Source organism: Xanthomonas sp. NCPPB 3218 (assembly GCF_056725185.1).
Genome location: NZ_CM161516.1, coordinates 4,377,169 through 4,393,474, shown reverse-complemented (window position 1 = coordinate 4,393,474; position 16,306 = coordinate 4,377,169). Strand labels below are relative to the sequence as shown.

The window sequence follows — 16,306 nt, the reverse complement described above, 5'->3', positions numbered from 1 at the left end:
ATCGGGTTGTGCAGACCGACCTCAGCGCGTTAGCATGCAGCCTCGTCCAGAGCGATTTCCTCCGACACATGACACCACCCTGACCTAAGGCATCACGCGCTCGCAGTTGCTGCGAAGGTCCAGGTGTTTGACGTTCATGTATTCGCGCCGTGTGTTTGCCGGTGCGCGGAGTCGTTTCAATGTCCAGAGTTTTCTCGTTGCGCCAGCAATGGCTCGGCAACGTGCGTGGCGATGTGCTCGCCGGCATCGTGGTCGCGCTTGCGCTGATTCCCGAAGCCATTGCCTTTTCGATCATTGCCGGCGTCGACCCCAAGGTCGGGCTGTACGCGGCGTTCTGCATTGCAGTGGTGACCTCGATCGCCGGTGGCCGGCCCGGCATGATTTCGGCCGCCACCGGCGCAATGGCGTTGTTGATGGTGGACCTGGTCAAGGACCACGGCCTGCAGTACCTGCTGGCGGCCACGGTGCTGGCCGGCGTGCTGCAGCTGATCGCCGCAGCATTGCGCCTGGGCGCATTGATGCGCTTTGTCTCGCGCTCGGTGATCACCGGCTTCGTCAATGCGTTGGCGATCCTGATCTTCCTGGCGCAGTTGCCGGAGCTGGTCGGCATGCCATGGCCGGTGCATGCGGTGTGTGCAGCGGGCCTGGCCATCATCTATCTGCTGCCGCGCTTCACCACGGCGATTCCCTCGCCGCTGGTCGCCATCGTGGTGCTGACGGCGGTGTGCGCGTACTGGCACATCGACATCCGCAACGTGGGCGACATGGGCCGTCTGCCCGACAGCCTGCCGGTGTTCCTGCTGCCGGACGTGCCGCTGACGTGGGACAGCGTGCGCATCCTGCTGCCGGTGTCGACGACGCTGGCCGTGGTGGGCCTGCTGGAGTCGTTGATGACCGCGCAGATTGTCGAAGACCTCACCGATACCCCGTCGCAGCGCAACCGCGAATGCGCAGGGCAGGGGCTGGCGAACCTGCTGGCCGGGTGCTTCGGTGGCATGGCCGGCTGCGCGATGATCGGGCAATCGGTGATCAATGTGCGCTCGGGCGGGCGCGGGCGTTTGTCGTGCCTGGTGGCCGGTGTCGTCCTGCTGCTGATGGTGGTGTATGGCGCGCCCTGGGTGCGCCAGATCCCGATGGCGGCGTTGGTGGCGGTGATGATCATGGTCAGCATCGGCACCTTCAGCTGGGGCTCGCTACGCGATCTACGCACGCACCCGGGGAGTTCGTCGGTGGTGATGCTGGGCACCGTCGTGGTCACGGTATGGACGCACGATCTGGCCCGCGGCGTGCTGGCCGGGGTGCTGCTGTCGGCGCTGTTCTTTGCGCGCAAGGTCGGGCGCATGTTGCAGGTGCAGGCCAGCGAGCGTGACGACGGAGTGCGCGTGTATGCGGTGCGCGGCCAGGTGTTCTTTGCATCGGCCGGGCAGTTCGTGGCCAGCTTCGATTTCCCGGGCACGCCGCCGAAGGTGCTGATCGATCTGAGCCACGCGCACTTCTGGGACATCAGCGCGGTGGCGGCGCTGGATCGGGTGGTGCTCAAGCTGCGCGCGCACGGCGCCGAGGTCGAGGTGATCGGCGTGAATCAGGCCAGCGACACGCTGATCGAAACCTTAGGAACCCATCGACGCGATGGCGCGCGCCTGCAGCTGGGGCACTGAGCCCGGCTGCTCGTGCGCAGCCAGCGCGGCCGTCGGCGCCGCCGCGTGGCGTACATGTTCGTCCAGCAACGCGGATAGGCGACGATGGCAGTCGCGGAAGGCCAGCGCGGAGGCGGGCATGTCGCAGGCATCGAAGGTTCCGGCTTCGGCCTTCCAGGCGGCGAGCAGGTCTTTCAGGTCGCTGATCAGGCTCGGCATGCGGGTGACTCCGTGGGCGTTCTCATCACTACGGCCACAGGTGCCGGCCGGATGCAGTCGCGCTCGTTCGTCCCACGCATGGCCGCACGGGTGCGCTGCCATCGTGCAGGACACACGTGCGCGTCACATCGGCGGGAGGAGGGTGGCCGTGCGGTCTTTTACCGCTGGAGCAGACCATGAGCAACGACGAAAACGGCAACCGCGGCGTAGACGATCCGACCCCGCCCAATGGCATCAAGGCACCGGGCAGGGACAACACACCGATCCAGGAAGGGCCTGCACAGGACAGCGAGATCGACGACGACGATGGCATCGAAGACCCGGTCGAGGACGATGACGACCTGGGCGCGGAAGACGACGAAGACGAAGACGACGGCCAGTAAGCGCGTGGCAGCGTTGCACGCGGCCGTGCAACGCTGAACCCGGCAGAGGGCACCGGTTGCGCGGCATGTGCTGGCTGTGGCCGGCCATGCTGCCTAGACTTGCGGATTGCCCATCCTGTGACATCCATGGACACCTCCCTGTCGCCATTGCCCAACATCGCGTTGGGCCAGTACCGCCACTTCAAGGGCGGCCGTTATGAAGTGCTCGGCGTCGTGCGTTGCAGCGAAACGCTGGCCCCGCTGGTGCTCTATCGCCCGTTGGACAGCGAGGTCGGTCTGTGGGTGCGGCCGTATGCGATGTTCGTCGAGCAGGTCGAGGTGGACGGCGTTGCGCGTCCCCGCTTTGCGCGGGTCGAGTAGGCGCGGCTTGGTCTGCACGACGTTACAGGGCCGTTTGCGAGTGCGTTGGCGATGACGGCCGCCGCCGCTGCGCCAGTCACCACGCCCGATGGCCGGTATCTGATCGTGCGTGGCCGGCTCTGGCGTACCGCCAACCCGCATCTGCGCGAAGACGTGCGTGCCGGGCTGGTCGCCGCCTTGATGGACGCGCGACGCGCGGTCAAGGCAGCCAAGCGCGACGAGGATGCCGGGCGGCTGGCCGCAGCGCGTGCGGCGGTCGACCGTGCCAAGACGGCCCTGGGAGAGCGTGGCCCGGTGTGGTGGAGCGATGGTGCCAAAGACTTCAATCGGCATCTGGTCAAGAACACGCCATACGCGGACTGGTTTGCGGCGCTTGCCGCGCCCGAGGCCTGAGTGCGCGTTGCGGCGGGCCAGGCCTGCCGCCGCCTGCAACGACAAGGCCCGGGAATGCCGGGCCTTGTCTGCTGGATCAACCGCCCAGCGGTGTAGAGCGGCTGAGCAGGCTGCTGCGCTCAACGCCAGGTGAGTACGGCTGGTGCCCGACATCGGCAAGGGCCATTCGGGCACTCCGATGCTGGACGCGCCATCCGCACCCACCTGACGACTGCTCGCAACATGGGTGTCAGCTGCTCTTGATCGACGTGGCTGGAGAAGCGGACAGCCGGCCTCAGCCCAGGTCGCAATTGCTCGGCTGCGGCCAGGTGGTGGCGGGCAGCATGGCCTTGACGGCGGCCGGTGCGGTGATACCGATGGTGCTGGCGCCGTAGAGGTCTTCCAGTTCGTCGATGCTGACGATGTAGCTGTCCAGCGAACCGAGGTTGGCGCTGTTGGGAATCAGCCAGCTGATCGCGCGGGTGCCGCCGCCCGGGTTGGCGGTGATGATCGTCTTCCAGAAGAAGTCCGGGGTGCGGATGCCGTGGCTGCTCAGGAAGTAATCGTTGGTCGTGTCGCTGTAGATCACACCGCCGTAGACCTGCACGCTGGCGATGTCGCGGTAACACTCGGCCACGTTTTCGGCGCGTACCCAGATGCCCTGGTTGAAGCTGGACACCTGCGGCACGATGTTGGACATCAGGTTGGCGCGACGGATGTAGGTCGCGTTGTAGTCCATGTGGTTGGAGGTCACCAGGTGCCCGCGATCGTAGCCGGTGCGCACGCTGGCGTAGGAGGCGGTGGAGGTCTGGCCGGCGCAGCCGCTGGGCAGTTCGGTGTCCAGATTGAAACTGGACGGGCGGGCGGCCGAGCCGGTATCGGCCTGCAGCACGTACTCGTAGCGCAACGCGGTGTGGTTGGTGCAGTCGTAGCGCAAGGTGTAGCCGCCCTTGTTGAGGGTGACGACCTGGGCGTTTGCGCTGGCACTGGCAGCGGTGAACAGCAGAACGGCGAAGAAAGTCCGGAAGCGCATGGGCAGTGAATCTCCTGGAAAATCAATCGGACGCACGACGCCACCGCCGGCTGCCGGGGGGCAGATCGACGCTCAGCGGAACGCGCGCTGGAAGGGGGATAGTTGGCTCGCTTTTTTAGCGAGCGCGACAGCTATCGCATGCAAATGTTGCTTGGTGGTGACGTAGGCGTGAGGAATGTGCGGTCACGTCAGTTTTTCCGGCAAAAATGTGACCGGTCTCGCGCATCGAGCGGCATACGGGCTGGCAGGCGATAAGCCCCGGGTTATGCCTGGAGCCTGCGGATGCCCTTCCGCGCCAGGGTTTTTGCGATGACGCATAGCTGCGCCATCAGCAGAGCGCGGTTGCTGCTGTCGGACAACCGCCTGCGTGGAGGTCGGGGTATGCCGGCACCCGCGGTCAGATAGACGGCTGCGGGGATGCAGTCGCGAACACCGCAGGGCCGGTCATCGGCGCAGGATGCGCGTCGCTCGCCTTGAAACGGTGCCGGGCCTGCGCTGCCTTCGCCGCTGGCGGGCACAAAAAACCCCCTCCTGCAGTCCATGCAGAAGGGGGCGTCAAATACGTCGCGAGACGATCCGCTCGGTCGACTATGCGACCTCTTTTTCCAGTTGCGGTGCGCTGGCAGGCTGCAGCTGGAACAGCGAGACCAGCTGGGTCAGGGTGCTGGACTGCTTTTCCATCGCCCGTGCCGCGGCCATGGCTTCCTCGACCAGCGCTGCATTCTGCTGGGTGGTTTCGTCCATCTGGATCACCGTCTGGTTGACCTGTTCGATGCCGGCCGATTGCTCGCTGGATGCGGCGGTGATCTGGCCCATGATGTCGGTGACCCGATTCACGCTGGCGACGATCTCGGTCATGGTGGTACCGGCCTTGTGCACCAGCACCGAGCCTTCGGCCACCTTGCCCACCGAGGCGTCGATCAGCTCCTTGATCTCCTTGGCTGCAGCCGACGAACGCTGCGCGAGCGTGCGCACTTCCGAGGCGACCACCGCAAAGCCGCGGCCCTGTTCGCCGGCACGTGCGGCTTCCACCGCTGCGTTCAGGGCCAGGATATTGGTCTGGAACGCGATGCCATCGATGACGCTGATGATCTCGGCGATCTTCTTCGAGGAGGTTTCGATGCCAGACATGGTACCGACGACCTGGCTGACCACTTCGCCGCCCTTGGAGGCCACACTGGCGGCACTGCGCGCCAGTTCGTTGGCCTGCAGTGCGTGCTCGGCGTTCTGCCTGACGGTGGAGGTGAGTTCCTCCATCGAGGCGGCGGTTTCTTCCAGGCTGGCCGCCTGCTGTTCGGTGCGCCGCGACAGGTCCTGATTGCCGGCGGCAATTTCGCCTGCCGCGCTATCGATCTCCGACGAGGAATGCTGGATGCGCCCGACGATATCGGTCAGGCGGTCCACCGTGGTGTTGGCATCGTCGCGCATGCGCGCGAACACGCCGGCAAAGTCGCCGTGCATGCGCGTGGTCAGGTCGCCGCTCGCAATCGCCTGCAACACCTGCGACACCGCGCCCAGGCTCTTGTCCGAGCTGCTCATCAGGTGATTGAGGTCCACCACGATCTGGCGGAAATCATGCTCGAACGCGGTCTCGTCGCCACGCGCGCTGAAGTCGCCTGCCGCCGCAGCCGATGCCAGCCGCTTGATCTCGCCATTGATCGACAACAGGCTGGCCCGCACATCGTTGATCGATTGACTGATCACCGCCTTCTCGCCCGGCAACGGCTCCAGCTGCTGCGACAGGTCGCCGGCGGCATAGCGCTCGGTCAATGCGACGATCTGCATCGTCACCGCGATATGGCTGGACACCAGCGCGTTGCTGGCCCGCACCATGCTGCCGAATTCGCCGGGGAATTCCTGCTCGGCGATACGGTGACTGACCATGCCGGCTTCATGCTTGTCGCCCATGTCGGTCTGTGCCTGGATCACCCGACGCAGCTGGCGCTGCATGCTGTCCATCGCCTGCAGCAGCTGGCCAACCTCGTCGTTGCGGTCGATCGAGATGCTGTTGTCCAGCTTGCCCGACGACACCGCATGCGCAATGCCCACCGCACGGTTCAGCGGCTGGGTGATGGCGCGTGCCACGATCCAGCCGAAGGCGATGCACAGCACCGCACCGACCAGGCCCAGCACCAGCCCGCCGATGCTTGCCGCCACCGAGCTGTCCACCGCTTCCTGCACGGTGCCGCGGAAGCGTGCATCGGCACGCTTCTGCATGGCGGTCAGGGTGGTGCGATAGGTTTCCAGTGCCGGTGCCATGGCGCTCATCTGCGCCGCATCCGGTTCGCGTTGCTCCACGAACGCGGCGGCCACGCCGTGCGCCAGGCTGTAGTACTGATCGAACTGCTTGCCCAGGCCTGCCAGTTCCTTTGCATTGGCGGGATCGGATTTCTGCAGTTTCACGTAGGAGGCGTGGATCTCGTCGGCCACCGGCTTGGTGGCCGCCAACATGTCGGCATCGCCGGCGGCAGCGGCGCCGTTGAGCCCGTTGATGAGCTTGTCCAGCGCAGCCACATTGCGTGTCATGGCGTCGAGCATCGGGAAATGCACGTCGCGTACCGCTTCCAGGCGGTCGTTGTTGCGGTGAAAGACCAGCGTACTGAAGGCCACATAGCTCGATAGGCAAAGGATCGCCACCGCGGCCGGCATCAGGATTTTCCAGAACAACGGTAGCGACAGGATGCGTCTCATGACTTGAGTCTCGAGCAGGTGGCGGGTCACGGCTTCAGGACGACCTTGACGCTGGCGTCGACTGCGCTGGCGCTGATGTAACCGATGGCGCCGGGCGTGGCGGCAACGGCCTTCTTGACCGCATCGTCGCCACTGACACGCTTGGGACGCTGCGCCTTGCCGGTGAACATCAGCTGCGACCAGTACGACTTCAGCTGTGCCGCGTCGCGTGATGCCACTTTCTTGTAGAACTCATCGCGGGTGGCGACGCCTTCTTCCTGATCGATCGGCACCGCCGCGCCGCCACCGGGCAGGCTGTTGGATTTGGCCAGGAAGATCTGCGACACCTGCGCGGCGCTGAGGCTGTCCGGGCCGCCCTTGGCCGACATCACCACCACGACATCGGCATTGGCGCAGAACGCGCTCAGCGACAACGCGGCAAGCAGGGAGACTGCAAAACACTTGGAAATGGTCATGGGGGCTCTCTTAGAACACGAAGTCGACGGAGGCCGACAGCAGGTTGTAGCTGCCGCCCGGACGGAAGCCCGGCTGGATGTTGTTCAACGATCCGAACGAGCCCGCGTTGTTGTTGATATGGCTGGCCTGCAGCTTGAACGCGACGCTTTCACGCGCGTCCCAACGCAGCGATGCGGTAAAGCTGTGACGGCCGCTTTCGGCCTGCGCCAGTGCGCGCGTCATCACGCCGACCGGATCCTGGCCGGCCGCGATGGTCGGGCCCTTGCGATCGACGTTGGCATAGGTGATCGACGGCGTCAGCGTGCCGAAGCGACCGCCGACACTGAGATAACCGGAGGTGGTCTTGCCGTTGAGCGAGGGCGAGTAATCGGCGCGGATCACTTCGCTGCGCAGGAACCAGTTGCCCGGATCGTAGGCGTAACCCAGGCTGGCAAAGCTGCCGTCCACGCCATAGGTGGTCAGGCGATCGGCCAGTGCGGGATTGATGCGCTGATAGACCGAGAACAGGCGCTCCAGCGACGGTGTATCGAAATCGGTGGTGCCCACGATGTAGGCGGCGCGGAACGTGGACGCACCCGATTCCAGGCCCAGCGCCAGGCCGCGCATGGCGTACACATCGGCCTTCTTCGAATTGATGCGGCCGTAGAAACCCTGCACGCTGACCACACTCTCGCCAGCGTTGATGGTGTACACGCCTTCGACGCCGTCCATCGGCAGCAGGTAGTTGTAGACCTCGTACGGCGGACGCACCCACGGGGTGGCGTAACCGACGCGCTGGTACTCGGACAGCATGTACAGCGGCGCAGTGATGCGGCCCAGGCGCGCGGCGAACTGCGGGCCGAACTGATACTTCACATGCGCCAGCGTGACCTTGGGATCGTAATCGCCGCGTTCGGCGTACTCACTGGTCACCTGCAACACGCCGGTGAACTTGTCGGTGAAGTTGGCATTGACCTGGCCGGCGATACGCGAGTCCGGACGTGCCGAGGTGGAGTGGCTGGCACCGGCACCTTCCACGGTCTGGATGTCGGGCGTGAAGTCGGCCTGGTCCTCGGTCGAATGCACCACGCCCAGCGTGCCGAAGCCGCTGAAGGAAAACATCGAGTCCTGCTGCGCGTAGGCGCAGGTCGACGACGCCAGGGCGATGGCGCCACTGAGAAGCTTGACGGTCAATTTCATTGAGAATCTCGGCTGAGTGGGTGATGGACGCAGCGCCATGGGAGACGCGCGGGCAGAACGGTAATGAGCGTCGCAACGCCCTGGATTGCGGTAGCGGCCGTCTGCATCATTGCTTTAGCGAGATTTTTACAACTTGGAAAAACCGGTTAAGAAACCAAAGCACCACAAGAAGTGGACGATAGTTCCGCCCTATCGAGACGCGTGTTTTAGGTGTTTGAAACAGCCGGAATGAATATCTGCGGACATAATCGTCCGCATCGCGGACCTGCCGAGGATGAGCGCAGCCGGTGAAGGGCGAGGTCAGCAAAAAAACCGCATTTTTCCCGGGGAACTCGACAAAGATGCGTTTGCTCCAAAGTGCGTGCGCAAAAAAAAAACCACGCACTGGCGAGCCAGGCGTGGCGGTCTTTGAATTATTTTCAGAAAGCGCGCCAGTTACTTATCGCCAGTGCGATGCGGCCGGCGGAGATTTTGCTTCGGCTGCATGCAGAGGCGACGCGATACAACCGGCAAGTTACTGGAAACGTTTACTGCTGCCGTGTGGGTAGTTTCACCACGACCTTGATCTCGAAGCGGAAGCCGGCCAGCCAGGTCACGCCCACTGCGGTGACGGTGGGGTAGGGCGCCGGGCCCCAGTAGCTCACCCACTTGTCCCACATGGCCTCGAACACCACGTCGGGGTCGAGCATGAACAGCGTGACGTCGACGACGTCCTGCGTGCTGCAGCCGGCTGCAGCGAGGATGGCATCGAGATTGGCGAAGGCACGGGCGATCTCTGCCTCCAGCTCCGGCTCCGGCGAGCCGTCTGCGCGGCTGCCGACCTGGCCGGCGACGAACAGCAAGCCATCGGCGCGGACTGCCGGCGAATAGCGGTGGCGCTCGTACAGTGCGTGCCGCCCCTGCGGAAAAACTGCCTCACGTGTTGCCATGGTGACCTCCATCGGGTGGCGAATCGGAACAGGCTGGCAGCGTAGGTGCTGGCCTGCGCGCGATAAATCGGCGATGCCGACCAGCACTGTTTGTAGAATCCAAACAATCTTGGAGTCGGGAGTGGCGATGGACCGGTTCGACGCGATGCAGGCGTTTGCGCGGGTGGTGGAGACCGGCAGCTTTACCAAGGCGGCCGAGACCTTGCACATGAGCCGGGCCAGCGTGACCCAGCTGGTGCAGCAGCTGGAGGCACGCCTGCGCGTGAGGCTGCTCAACCGCACCACGCGGCAGGTGCATGTCACCGCCGATGGCGCGGCGTACTACGAACGCGTGCTGCGGCTGCTGGCGGACATGGACGATGCCGAGACCAGCCTGTCCGATGCATCGGCGCTGCCGCGCGGGCGCCTGCGCGTGGATGTGCCCAGCCCGCTGGCGCGCCTGATCCTGATGCCAGCACTGCCGGCCTTTCATGCGCGTTATCCGGATATCCAGCTGGACATGGGCGTGAGCGATCGCCGCGTGGACCTGATCGGCGAGCACGTGGATTGCGTGGTGCGCGGCGGCACCATCACCGATCAGTCGCTGATCGCGCGCCGCGTGGGCGACCTGCAGGCGGGCGTGTACGCGGCGCCGGCGTATCTGCAGCGGCTGGGCATGCCGGCACATCCGCGCGAGCTGGAAAACACCCTGCATCGCTGTGTCGGCTTCATGCGCTGGCGCAGCAGCAAGACCGTGCCCTATGTCATGCAGCGCGGCAGCGAGGCGGTGCATCTACAAGGGCGTTACGTGGTGGCGTCCGACGACGGCAATGCCTATCTGGCCGCCGGGCTGGCCGGCATGGGCGTGCTGTGGTTGCCGGTGTACATGGCCAGGGCGCACGTGGCCAGTGGCGAACTGGTGCCGCTGTTCGAGGACTGGCGGATGGAGCCGATGCCGCTGTCGATCGCGTTCCCGCCCAACCGGCATGTCAGCGCCAAGCTGCGTGTGTTCATCGAGTGGGTGAGTGCGTTGATGGCCGAGCATGCGCCGGTGGAAGCGCCGGCGCTGCGCTGAGCGCGCTGCGTGGCTGATGTGGTCGTGCACGCCAGACACGGGGCACGCACGCATGATGGAGCGCGCGGTGCGTGGTGAAGCGTCCTGTCTGCCGGCATGCAAGCGACGTTGCTGCCGGTATCGATGCGGTTGCGGTTGCGGTTGCCGTCGCCACTGGCCTTGCGCAATGCGCGATACGAAAGAGGCTCAAGCCGCATTGCCGATCCCACAGCGTGCAATCGGCAATGCGCAGGGTCACTCCGCCAGCTGGCGCCGCACCGGATAACGCCAGCCGTTGATCGCCGCATACGGCGAGCGCGCATAGATCCATTGCAGCCGCGCATCGCCATCGGCGCGGAATGCGGCATCGTCTGCGAGCTTGCGTTCGAAGGCGGCGCGCAGGGCGGCGTCGCTGCGCAGCACGCGCTCGCTGAAGTCCACCAGCTCGGCGCCGTACAAGCCGCTGTCGGGGCTGCCGGCATTGCGGAAACGTCCGCTGGCCAGCAACGAGTCGCTGCTCTGCGGCTCCAGCAAGGCGGCCGCCAGCATGCGCATCGGTTGATCGGCAGGCACGCGGACGCTGCCGGCGGCGAAGGTTTCTTCCACGGGCCCGGCATGCGGCGTTTGCGTGCCGGCATCCTTCACTACGCGGATCTGCTGCACCTGGAGCTGGCGCGGCTGCTGCAGGCGTTCGTAGCGGATGCCGTGCGCCTTGAGCAGTTCCACCACATCGTCGTTGCCGGGCGGGATCCACCAGGCGAGCGGGTAGCGCACCGCCTGGGTCTGGCGATAGCCGATCACCGGCATGGTCCAGGTTTCATCGCGGCCCTCCCAGCGCAGTTCCTGCCGCCCGGACACCGGCGACAACGCGCGGGTGTAGCTCACGCCCTTGAACGGCACCTGGGCGATCGGCTGTTGCAGGCGTTCCCAGGCCACCATCAGTTCCTGCGGGCGGGCGGCGCGATCGGCGCGCTTGGCCGCATCGATGTTGCCTGCATCGCGGGCAACCACGCGCAGTGCTGCTTCCAGCAGCACATAGTCGCCCAGCACGCGCTGCCGGTACGACTTCAGGCGATGGTTCTCCACCAGCACGGTGGGGATGCCGGCAAAGTCGCCATACCCGGTGGAATAGCGCGGGCCTTCCGGCGCGTAACGCAGGCCCGAGCGCGGCTCGTTTTCGTCGATCAGGCTCGGGTAGATGGCCGGTTCGTGGCCCTGTTTGCGCAATGCGCTGTTCACCGCCGGCGTGAAGCGTTGCTGCAGCCAGTCGGCGGTGGCGCGCGAGCGTGCATAGGTGCCCCAGCCGGCGAAGGTAAAGGTGATGTCGTACTGGTGATCCAGCCCACCGCTGACATGCAGGTCGATATAGAGCGCCGGATCCAGGCGATGCAGCAACGCGACCATCGCGCGCGTTTCCGGCGCTTCCAGGGTGAGGTAGTCGCGGTTGAGATTGATGCCGCGCGTGGTGGTGTTCCAGCCCATCTGCTGTGGGCCGCGCAATGCGGCGCCGATCAGTGGGCCGCGCTGCTCATGACCGTCGGCATTGAAGATCGGCACGAACACCAGATCCACCTGGTCGAGCAGGTGGTCCTTGCCGCGTTGCGCGATATCGCGCAGCAGCATCAGGCCGGCATCCTTGCCATCGATCTCGCCGGCGTGGATGCCGGCCTGCGCCAGCACCACCGGCTTGCCGGGCGCGCCCTTGTGCGCGCGGACCAGCAGCAGGTCGCGGCCCTCGCTGCTCTTGCCGAACACCTCCAGCGACAGCAGCGGCGAGGCGGCGACCAGGCGTTCCAGCCACGCACGCGTTTCGTCATAGCTGGGCGTGCTGGCGAAATCGTTGCGCTCTGCCGGGGTGCTCCACGGATCGTCCGGTGTGACGATCAACGCCTCGCTGGCCCCATGCCAGGCACGTACCGGTGGCAGCGGCGCGCTAGTGTCGATGGACTGCGCGCTGGCCTGTGCGGCGCTGAACAGGGTTGCGGCGAGCAGACCGGCGGCGGCACGTGTGGTGCTGCGGCTGGCAGGTCCGGCGGCGTTGCCGGAAGCGGGTGCGGGAGGGGGCGAGGCGTGCGGGGCAGAGGGGCGCGTATCGGAAGTCATGTGGGACGTACGGGATCTCGATTGCAGGGAGAACGTGGCAAGGCTTGCTGCTCCTGGGTGGCCGCACCGGCGGCGGCGTTCGACGGCGCGATGCCGCGTCGACGCGTTGCACCAGGCTGCGTGCGTCGGAGGGCTGGTCCCTGGGCGCGGGTCGCGCGGTGCAGGGAGTTCCTACTCCGGCACTGCAGCAACCCGCAGGATATTTGCGTAATACAGTAACATTTGACGGACCGCGTTCGCGTCGACGGTCGCGCAGCCGCAGCGGCCAGCCTGCTTCCTGTGGTGCTGTCGTCCAAGCGGGATCGCACCACGCGTTCGCCTCTCCGGCGGGCGCTTGCGCGGCGTCGCCCGGTCCCCTGCAGGCGTCGAACGCAATGTGATAACGTATCATTTCGTTAATCCATTGCCTTGCCATGCTTTCCAGTTCTCAAGCCGTCCCTGCCATCTCAATCAGCAACCTGCACGTGGCCTACCGCGACCGCGCCGTGCTGCAGGGGCTGGATCTGCAGGTTGACGCCGGCAGTGTCTACGCCTTGCTAGGCGGCAATGGCGCCGGCAAGTCCTCCACGCTTTCCAGCTTGCTCGGCTTCGTCAAACCCACCTCCGGCAGCCTGCGGGTCGATGGCATCGACCCGGTCGCCGACCCTGGCGGCGCACGTGCGCGGCTGGCCTATCTGCCGGAAAACGTGGCGCTCTACGAGCACCTGAGTGCGCTGGAAAATGCCGACTACCTGCTCGCACTGGCCGGCCAGCGCCGCAGCCAGGCCGAGATCGGCCAGGCGCTGGCCGCTGCCGGTCTGCAGCGTGAGGCCTGGCGCCAGCGGCTGGCGGGGTTTTCCAAGGGCATGCGCCAGAAGGTGGCGATTGCGGTGGCCACGCTGCGCCAGGTGCCGGTGTTGCTGTTGGACGAGCCCACCTCCGGCCTGGACCCGCGCGCCATTGGTGACTTCAACCGCTTGGTGAGCAGCGTGCGTGAGCGCGGGGGCGCGGTGTTGATGGTGACCCACGACCTGCTCGGCGCAGTGGATGTCGCCGATCGGATCGGGTTCCTGGAACACGGGCGCATTGCCGAAGAGATCGGTGCCGGCGACAGCGGCTTCGACGTGCGCAGCTTGCATGCGCGTTTTGCGCGTGCGCAGGATCGGGCCGCATGAGTCCTGTGCTGTTGGTCGCGCGCGAGGAACTGCGTTTCATGGCGCGCAACCGTTCCGCTGCCATCGGTGTGGTGCTGCTGATGCTGCTCACGCTGGTGGCGGCATTGACCGCCGCGCATCATCAGCGCGAGGTGGCCGAGTTCCGCACACGCCAGCAATTGGCCGCGCAGCAGGCCTTCGAAGCGCAGCCGGACCGCCACCCGCATCGGGTGGTGCATTACGGCCACTTCATCTATCGCCCGTTGCCGGCGCTGGCCGCCTTCGATGCCGGCGTGGACGCGTTCACCGGCAACAGCATGTTCCTGGAAGGCCATCGCCAGAACACCGCCAACTTTGGCGATGTGCGTCAGAGCTCGCTGCTGGTGCGCTTCGGCCAGCTCACCCCGGCGTTCGTGTTGCAGGTGCTGGCGCCGCTGCTGCTGGTGTTTCTCGGCTATGGCGCGGTGGCGCGCGAGCAGGAGACCGGCACCTTGCGCGCGCTGTTGCTGCAGGGGGCCACGCGTGGGCAACTGTTCGGTGGCAAATATCTCGCGCTCGCGGTGGTGGCCGCAGCCTGCCTGTTGCCGGCCCTGGTCGGGTTACTGCCGATCGCGTCGTTGCCGGGTCAGGCGCTGCGGGTTGCGCTGCTGGTGCTGGCGTATGCGGTGTATCTGCTGGTGTGGTGCGCGTTGGTGCTGTCGGTGTCGATGCTGTGCCGGCGTGGCCGCGATGCGTTGCTGGTGTCGCTGGCGGTGTGGGTGTGGCTGGCCCTGCTGGTGCCGCGCGTGGCGCCGGATGTGGCCAGTGCGGCGTACCGCCTGCCGACGCGGCTGGAGACCGACGTGGCGATCCAGCGCGACCTGCGCACGCTCGGCGACAGCCACAACCCGGATGACCCGCACTTTGCGCAGTTCAAGCAGCAGACGCTGGCGCGTTATGGCGTGCAGCGGGTGGAAGAGCTGCCGGTCAACTACAAGGGCCTGCTGGCGCTGGAAGGCGAGCGGCTCACCGCGAGCCTGTTCGAGCGCTATGCCGCGCGTGATTCGGCCATCCAACAGCAACAGAATCTGCTGGTGCGCACGTTCGCCTTGTTGAGCCCTACGGTTGCGCTGCGCGAGCTGTCGATGACGCTGGCAGAAACCGACCTGCGTGCGCACGAGCGGTTTCTCGCCCAGGCCGAGCATTACCGCTACACGCTAGTGCAGCAGCTCAACCAGCTGCAGGCCGATGCGGTGAGCATGGCCGACGACACCGCGCAGGATGCCGGTGCCGACCAACGCAAGCGCATCTCCTCCGCGCATTGGCATGCGATCCCGGTGTTCGCATTCCAGCCGCCGGCCACCACCGAGGTATTGCGCGCCGCGGGCGCGGCGCTCGGCCTGGTCGGTGCCTGGCTGCTGGCGGCGCTGTGCATGCTGGTGGTGGCCGGCCGGCGTGTGGGAGTGGCGCGCTGATGCTGCTGTGGAAATACGAACTGCTGCTGTTGCTGCGCGCACGCGCCGCGCTGGCCGGCCTGCTGTTGCTGGCGGTGTTGACCGTGTGCAGCCTGCTCTCCGGCCAGCACCTCATCGCTGCGCAACGCGCCAACATCGCGCGCATTGCAGCGCTGCAGCAGGAGGACATCGCAGCGGTGCAAGACTATGTGGCGCGCTCCAACGACGCCGGCAGCGCGGCCTACTACAGCTTCCATCCGACCTGGGATGTGCCCACGCCACTGGCATTTGCTGCGGTGGGCATGCGCGATGTCTCGCCGTACATCCTGCGTGTCCGCGCGCTGGGCCTGGAAGCGCAGATCCACGATGGCGACAGCTACAACCCGGAGCTGGCATTGGCCGGGCGCTTCGACTACGCCTTCGTGCTGGTGTTCCTGCTGCCGTTGTTCGTGATCGCGCTGCTGTTCGATCTGCGTTCGGGCGAACGCGAGGCCGGGCGTGCGCGCATGCTCGCCGCATTGCCGGGCGCGGGCACGGCGTTGCTGGTGCGGCGCGTGGCGGTGCGTGCCGCTGCGGTGCTGGTGTGCTTGGGTGTGCCGTTTGTCATTGCCGCAACCCTCAATGCGGTGCCGCTGCTGCAACAGCTCGCGGTGCTGGCAATGACCTGCGCCTATCTGCTGTTCTGGGTGTTGCTGTCGGTGCTGGTCGGGCGCCTCCACTGGCGCCCGGCCGCGCATGCCACCGCCCTGGCGACCTGCTGGGTGGTGCTGGCGCTGGTCGCACCGGCGTTGGCGCATGTGGCGATCAATCAGGCCGTGCCGGTCAACCAAGGCAGCGAGATCGCGCGGCTGCAGCGCGAGGCGGTCAACCACGCCTGGGACATTCCGCGCCAGGACACCATGCGGGCCTTCTACGCGCAGAACCGGCAGTGGGCGGACTCGGCGCCGCTGACCGGCGCGTTCCACTACAAGTGGTATTTCGCCTTCCACGAAAACGGCGACCAACAGGTGGCCGCGCAGGTCGCAGCGTATCGCCAAGGTTTGCAGCGGCGCGAGGCACTGGCGCAGCGTGTGGCCAGCGCATTGCCACCGGTGGCGTTGCAGGCCGCGTTGACGCGCCTGGCAGGCACCGATCTGCGCGCGCAACTGGCGTACCAGGACCGCATCCGCGCCTACCACCAGGCACTGCGGACGTTCTATTACGGCTATCTGTTCCGCGACCGCCCGTTTACGCGCGAGGACTTCGGGCGCGCGCCACGTTTCGATGCAAGCGCCGATCCTGCGTCATAGCGGCAGCTGCGATTCACCCTCCGCCTTCGTTGTCCACGCTGCGTCGCTGGCTGACG

General features: G+C 66.1%; 15 protein-coding genes and 1 other RNA gene. 9 read left to right on the top strand and 7 right to left on the bottom strand.

What is annotated here, in order from left to right; translation table 11 throughout:
- Positions 1-179: 179 nt before the first annotated feature.
- On the top strand, positions 180-1,658 hold the full coding sequence (locus tag AC1PLS_RS18205) for a SulP family inorganic anion transporter (protein ID WP_047129435.1): 1,479 nt from the start codon (positions 180-182) through the stop codon (positions 1,656-1,658).
- Here AC1PLS_RS18205 and AC1PLS_RS18200 read toward each other — a convergent pair.
- Positions 1,611-1,856 carry a hypothetical protein gene (locus tag AC1PLS_RS18200; RefSeq protein ID WP_049818058.1) on the bottom strand — a complete coding sequence of 82 codons (246 nt, stop codon included), beginning with the start codon at positions 1,854-1,856 and terminating at the stop codon, positions 1,611-1,613. The two genes, AC1PLS_RS18205 and AC1PLS_RS18200, sit on opposite strands and share 48 nt — an antisense overlap.
- Before the next feature lie 176 nt (positions 1,857-2,032).
- Here AC1PLS_RS18200 and AC1PLS_RS18195 point away from each other — a divergent pair, with 176 nt between their 5' ends.
- The 4 genes from AC1PLS_RS18195 to AC1PLS_RS18180 all read left to right on the top strand — a co-directional run bounded on the left by AC1PLS_RS18195 (position 2,033) and on the right by AC1PLS_RS18180 (position 3,227).
- Positions 2,033-2,239 carry a hypothetical protein gene (locus tag AC1PLS_RS18195; RefSeq protein ID WP_184433309.1) on the top strand — a complete coding sequence of 69 codons (207 nt, stop codon included), beginning with the start codon at positions 2,033-2,035 and terminating at the stop codon, positions 2,237-2,239.
- Positions 2,240-2,365: 126 nt separating this feature from the next.
- Complete coding sequence (locus AC1PLS_RS18190) at positions 2,366-2,599, top strand: DUF1653 domain-containing protein (RefSeq protein ID WP_024938499.1); 234 nt, start codon at positions 2,366-2,368, stop codon at positions 2,597-2,599.
- A gap of 51 nt (positions 2,600-2,650) precedes the next feature.
- The gene (locus AC1PLS_RS18185) at positions 2,651-2,992 is read left to right on the top strand and encodes a hypothetical protein (protein WP_104575531.1); all 342 of its coding nucleotides are present in this window, start codon (positions 2,651-2,653) and stop codon (positions 2,990-2,992) included.
- A gap of 157 nt (positions 2,993-3,149) precedes the next feature.
- A non-coding RNA gene (locus AC1PLS_RS18180) (sX9 sRNA) lies at positions 3,150-3,227 on the top strand.
- 39 nt (positions 3,228-3,266) lie between these two features.
- On the opposite strand, the gene AC1PLS_RS18175 is transcribed toward AC1PLS_RS18180, so the two are convergent.
- From AC1PLS_RS18175 to AC1PLS_RS18155, 5 genes are all read right to left on the bottom strand, one after another.
- On the bottom strand, positions 3,267-4,004 hold the full coding sequence (locus AC1PLS_RS18175) for a DNA/RNA non-specific endonuclease (protein ID WP_039518674.1): 738 nt from the start codon (positions 4,002-4,004) through the stop codon (positions 3,267-3,269).
- Between the two features lie 588 nt (positions 4,005-4,592).
- Positions 4,593-6,725, bottom strand: a complete 2,133-nt coding sequence (locus AC1PLS_RS18170; RefSeq protein ID WP_481103920.1) for a methyl-accepting chemotaxis protein — start codon at positions 6,723-6,725, stop codon at positions 4,593-4,595.
- Positions 6,722-7,150 (bottom strand): type 2 periplasmic-binding domain-containing protein, encoded by a 429-nt coding sequence (locus AC1PLS_RS18165; RefSeq protein WP_024938495.1) that lies wholly within the window; start codon positions 7,148-7,150, stop codon positions 6,722-6,724. The genes AC1PLS_RS18170 and AC1PLS_RS18165 overlap by 4 nt, the downstream gene beginning before the upstream one ends.
- A gap of 10 nt (positions 7,151-7,160) precedes the next feature.
- Entirely contained in the window at positions 7,161-8,330 is a 1,170-nt protein-coding gene (locus AC1PLS_RS18160) for a hypothetical protein (RefSeq protein ID WP_104575529.1), read from the bottom strand.
- Positions 8,331-8,857: 527 nt separating this feature from the next.
- Entirely contained in the window at positions 8,858-9,259 is a 402-nt protein-coding gene (locus tag AC1PLS_RS18155) for a Rid family hydrolase (protein ID WP_104575671.1), read from the bottom strand.
- A gap of 127 nt (positions 9,260-9,386) precedes the next feature.
- Between AC1PLS_RS18155 and AC1PLS_RS18150 the strand changes: the two genes are divergently transcribed.
- Positions 9,387-10,313, top strand: coding sequence for a LysR family transcriptional regulator (locus AC1PLS_RS18150; RefSeq protein WP_481103919.1), 927 nt, complete (start codon positions 9,387-9,389; stop codon positions 10,311-10,313).
- A 234-nt stretch (positions 10,314-10,547) separates the two neighbouring features.
- Here the strand turns inward: AC1PLS_RS18150 and AC1PLS_RS18145 are convergent, their stop codons facing one another.
- Positions 10,548-12,395: a M14 family metallopeptidase gene (locus tag AC1PLS_RS18145; protein WP_425599195.1), complete on the bottom strand. Its 1,848-nt coding sequence runs from the start codon at positions 12,393-12,395 to the stop codon at positions 10,548-10,550.
- Between the two features lie 413 nt (positions 12,396-12,808).
- Here AC1PLS_RS18145 and AC1PLS_RS18140 point away from each other — a divergent pair, with 413 nt between their 5' ends.
- The 3 genes from AC1PLS_RS18140 to AC1PLS_RS18130 are packed head-to-tail and all read left to right on the top strand — an operon-like array spanning position 12,809 to position 16,250.
- Positions 12,809-13,549 carry an ABC transporter ATP-binding protein gene (locus tag AC1PLS_RS18140; protein WP_184379425.1) on the top strand — a complete coding sequence of 247 codons (741 nt, stop codon included), beginning with the start codon at positions 12,809-12,811 and terminating at the stop codon, positions 13,547-13,549.
- Positions 13,546-14,982: an ABC transporter permease gene (locus AC1PLS_RS18135; protein WP_184379423.1), complete on the top strand. Its 1,437-nt coding sequence runs from the start codon at positions 13,546-13,548 to the stop codon at positions 14,980-14,982. The genes AC1PLS_RS18140 and AC1PLS_RS18135 overlap by 4 nt, the downstream gene beginning before the upstream one ends.
- Entirely contained in the window at positions 14,982-16,250 is a 1,269-nt protein-coding gene (locus AC1PLS_RS18130) for a DUF3526 domain-containing protein (RefSeq protein WP_184379421.1), read from the top strand. Before AC1PLS_RS18135 ends, AC1PLS_RS18130 begins: the two co-directional genes overlap by 1 nt.
- Positions 16,251-16,306 lie beyond the last annotated feature (56 nt).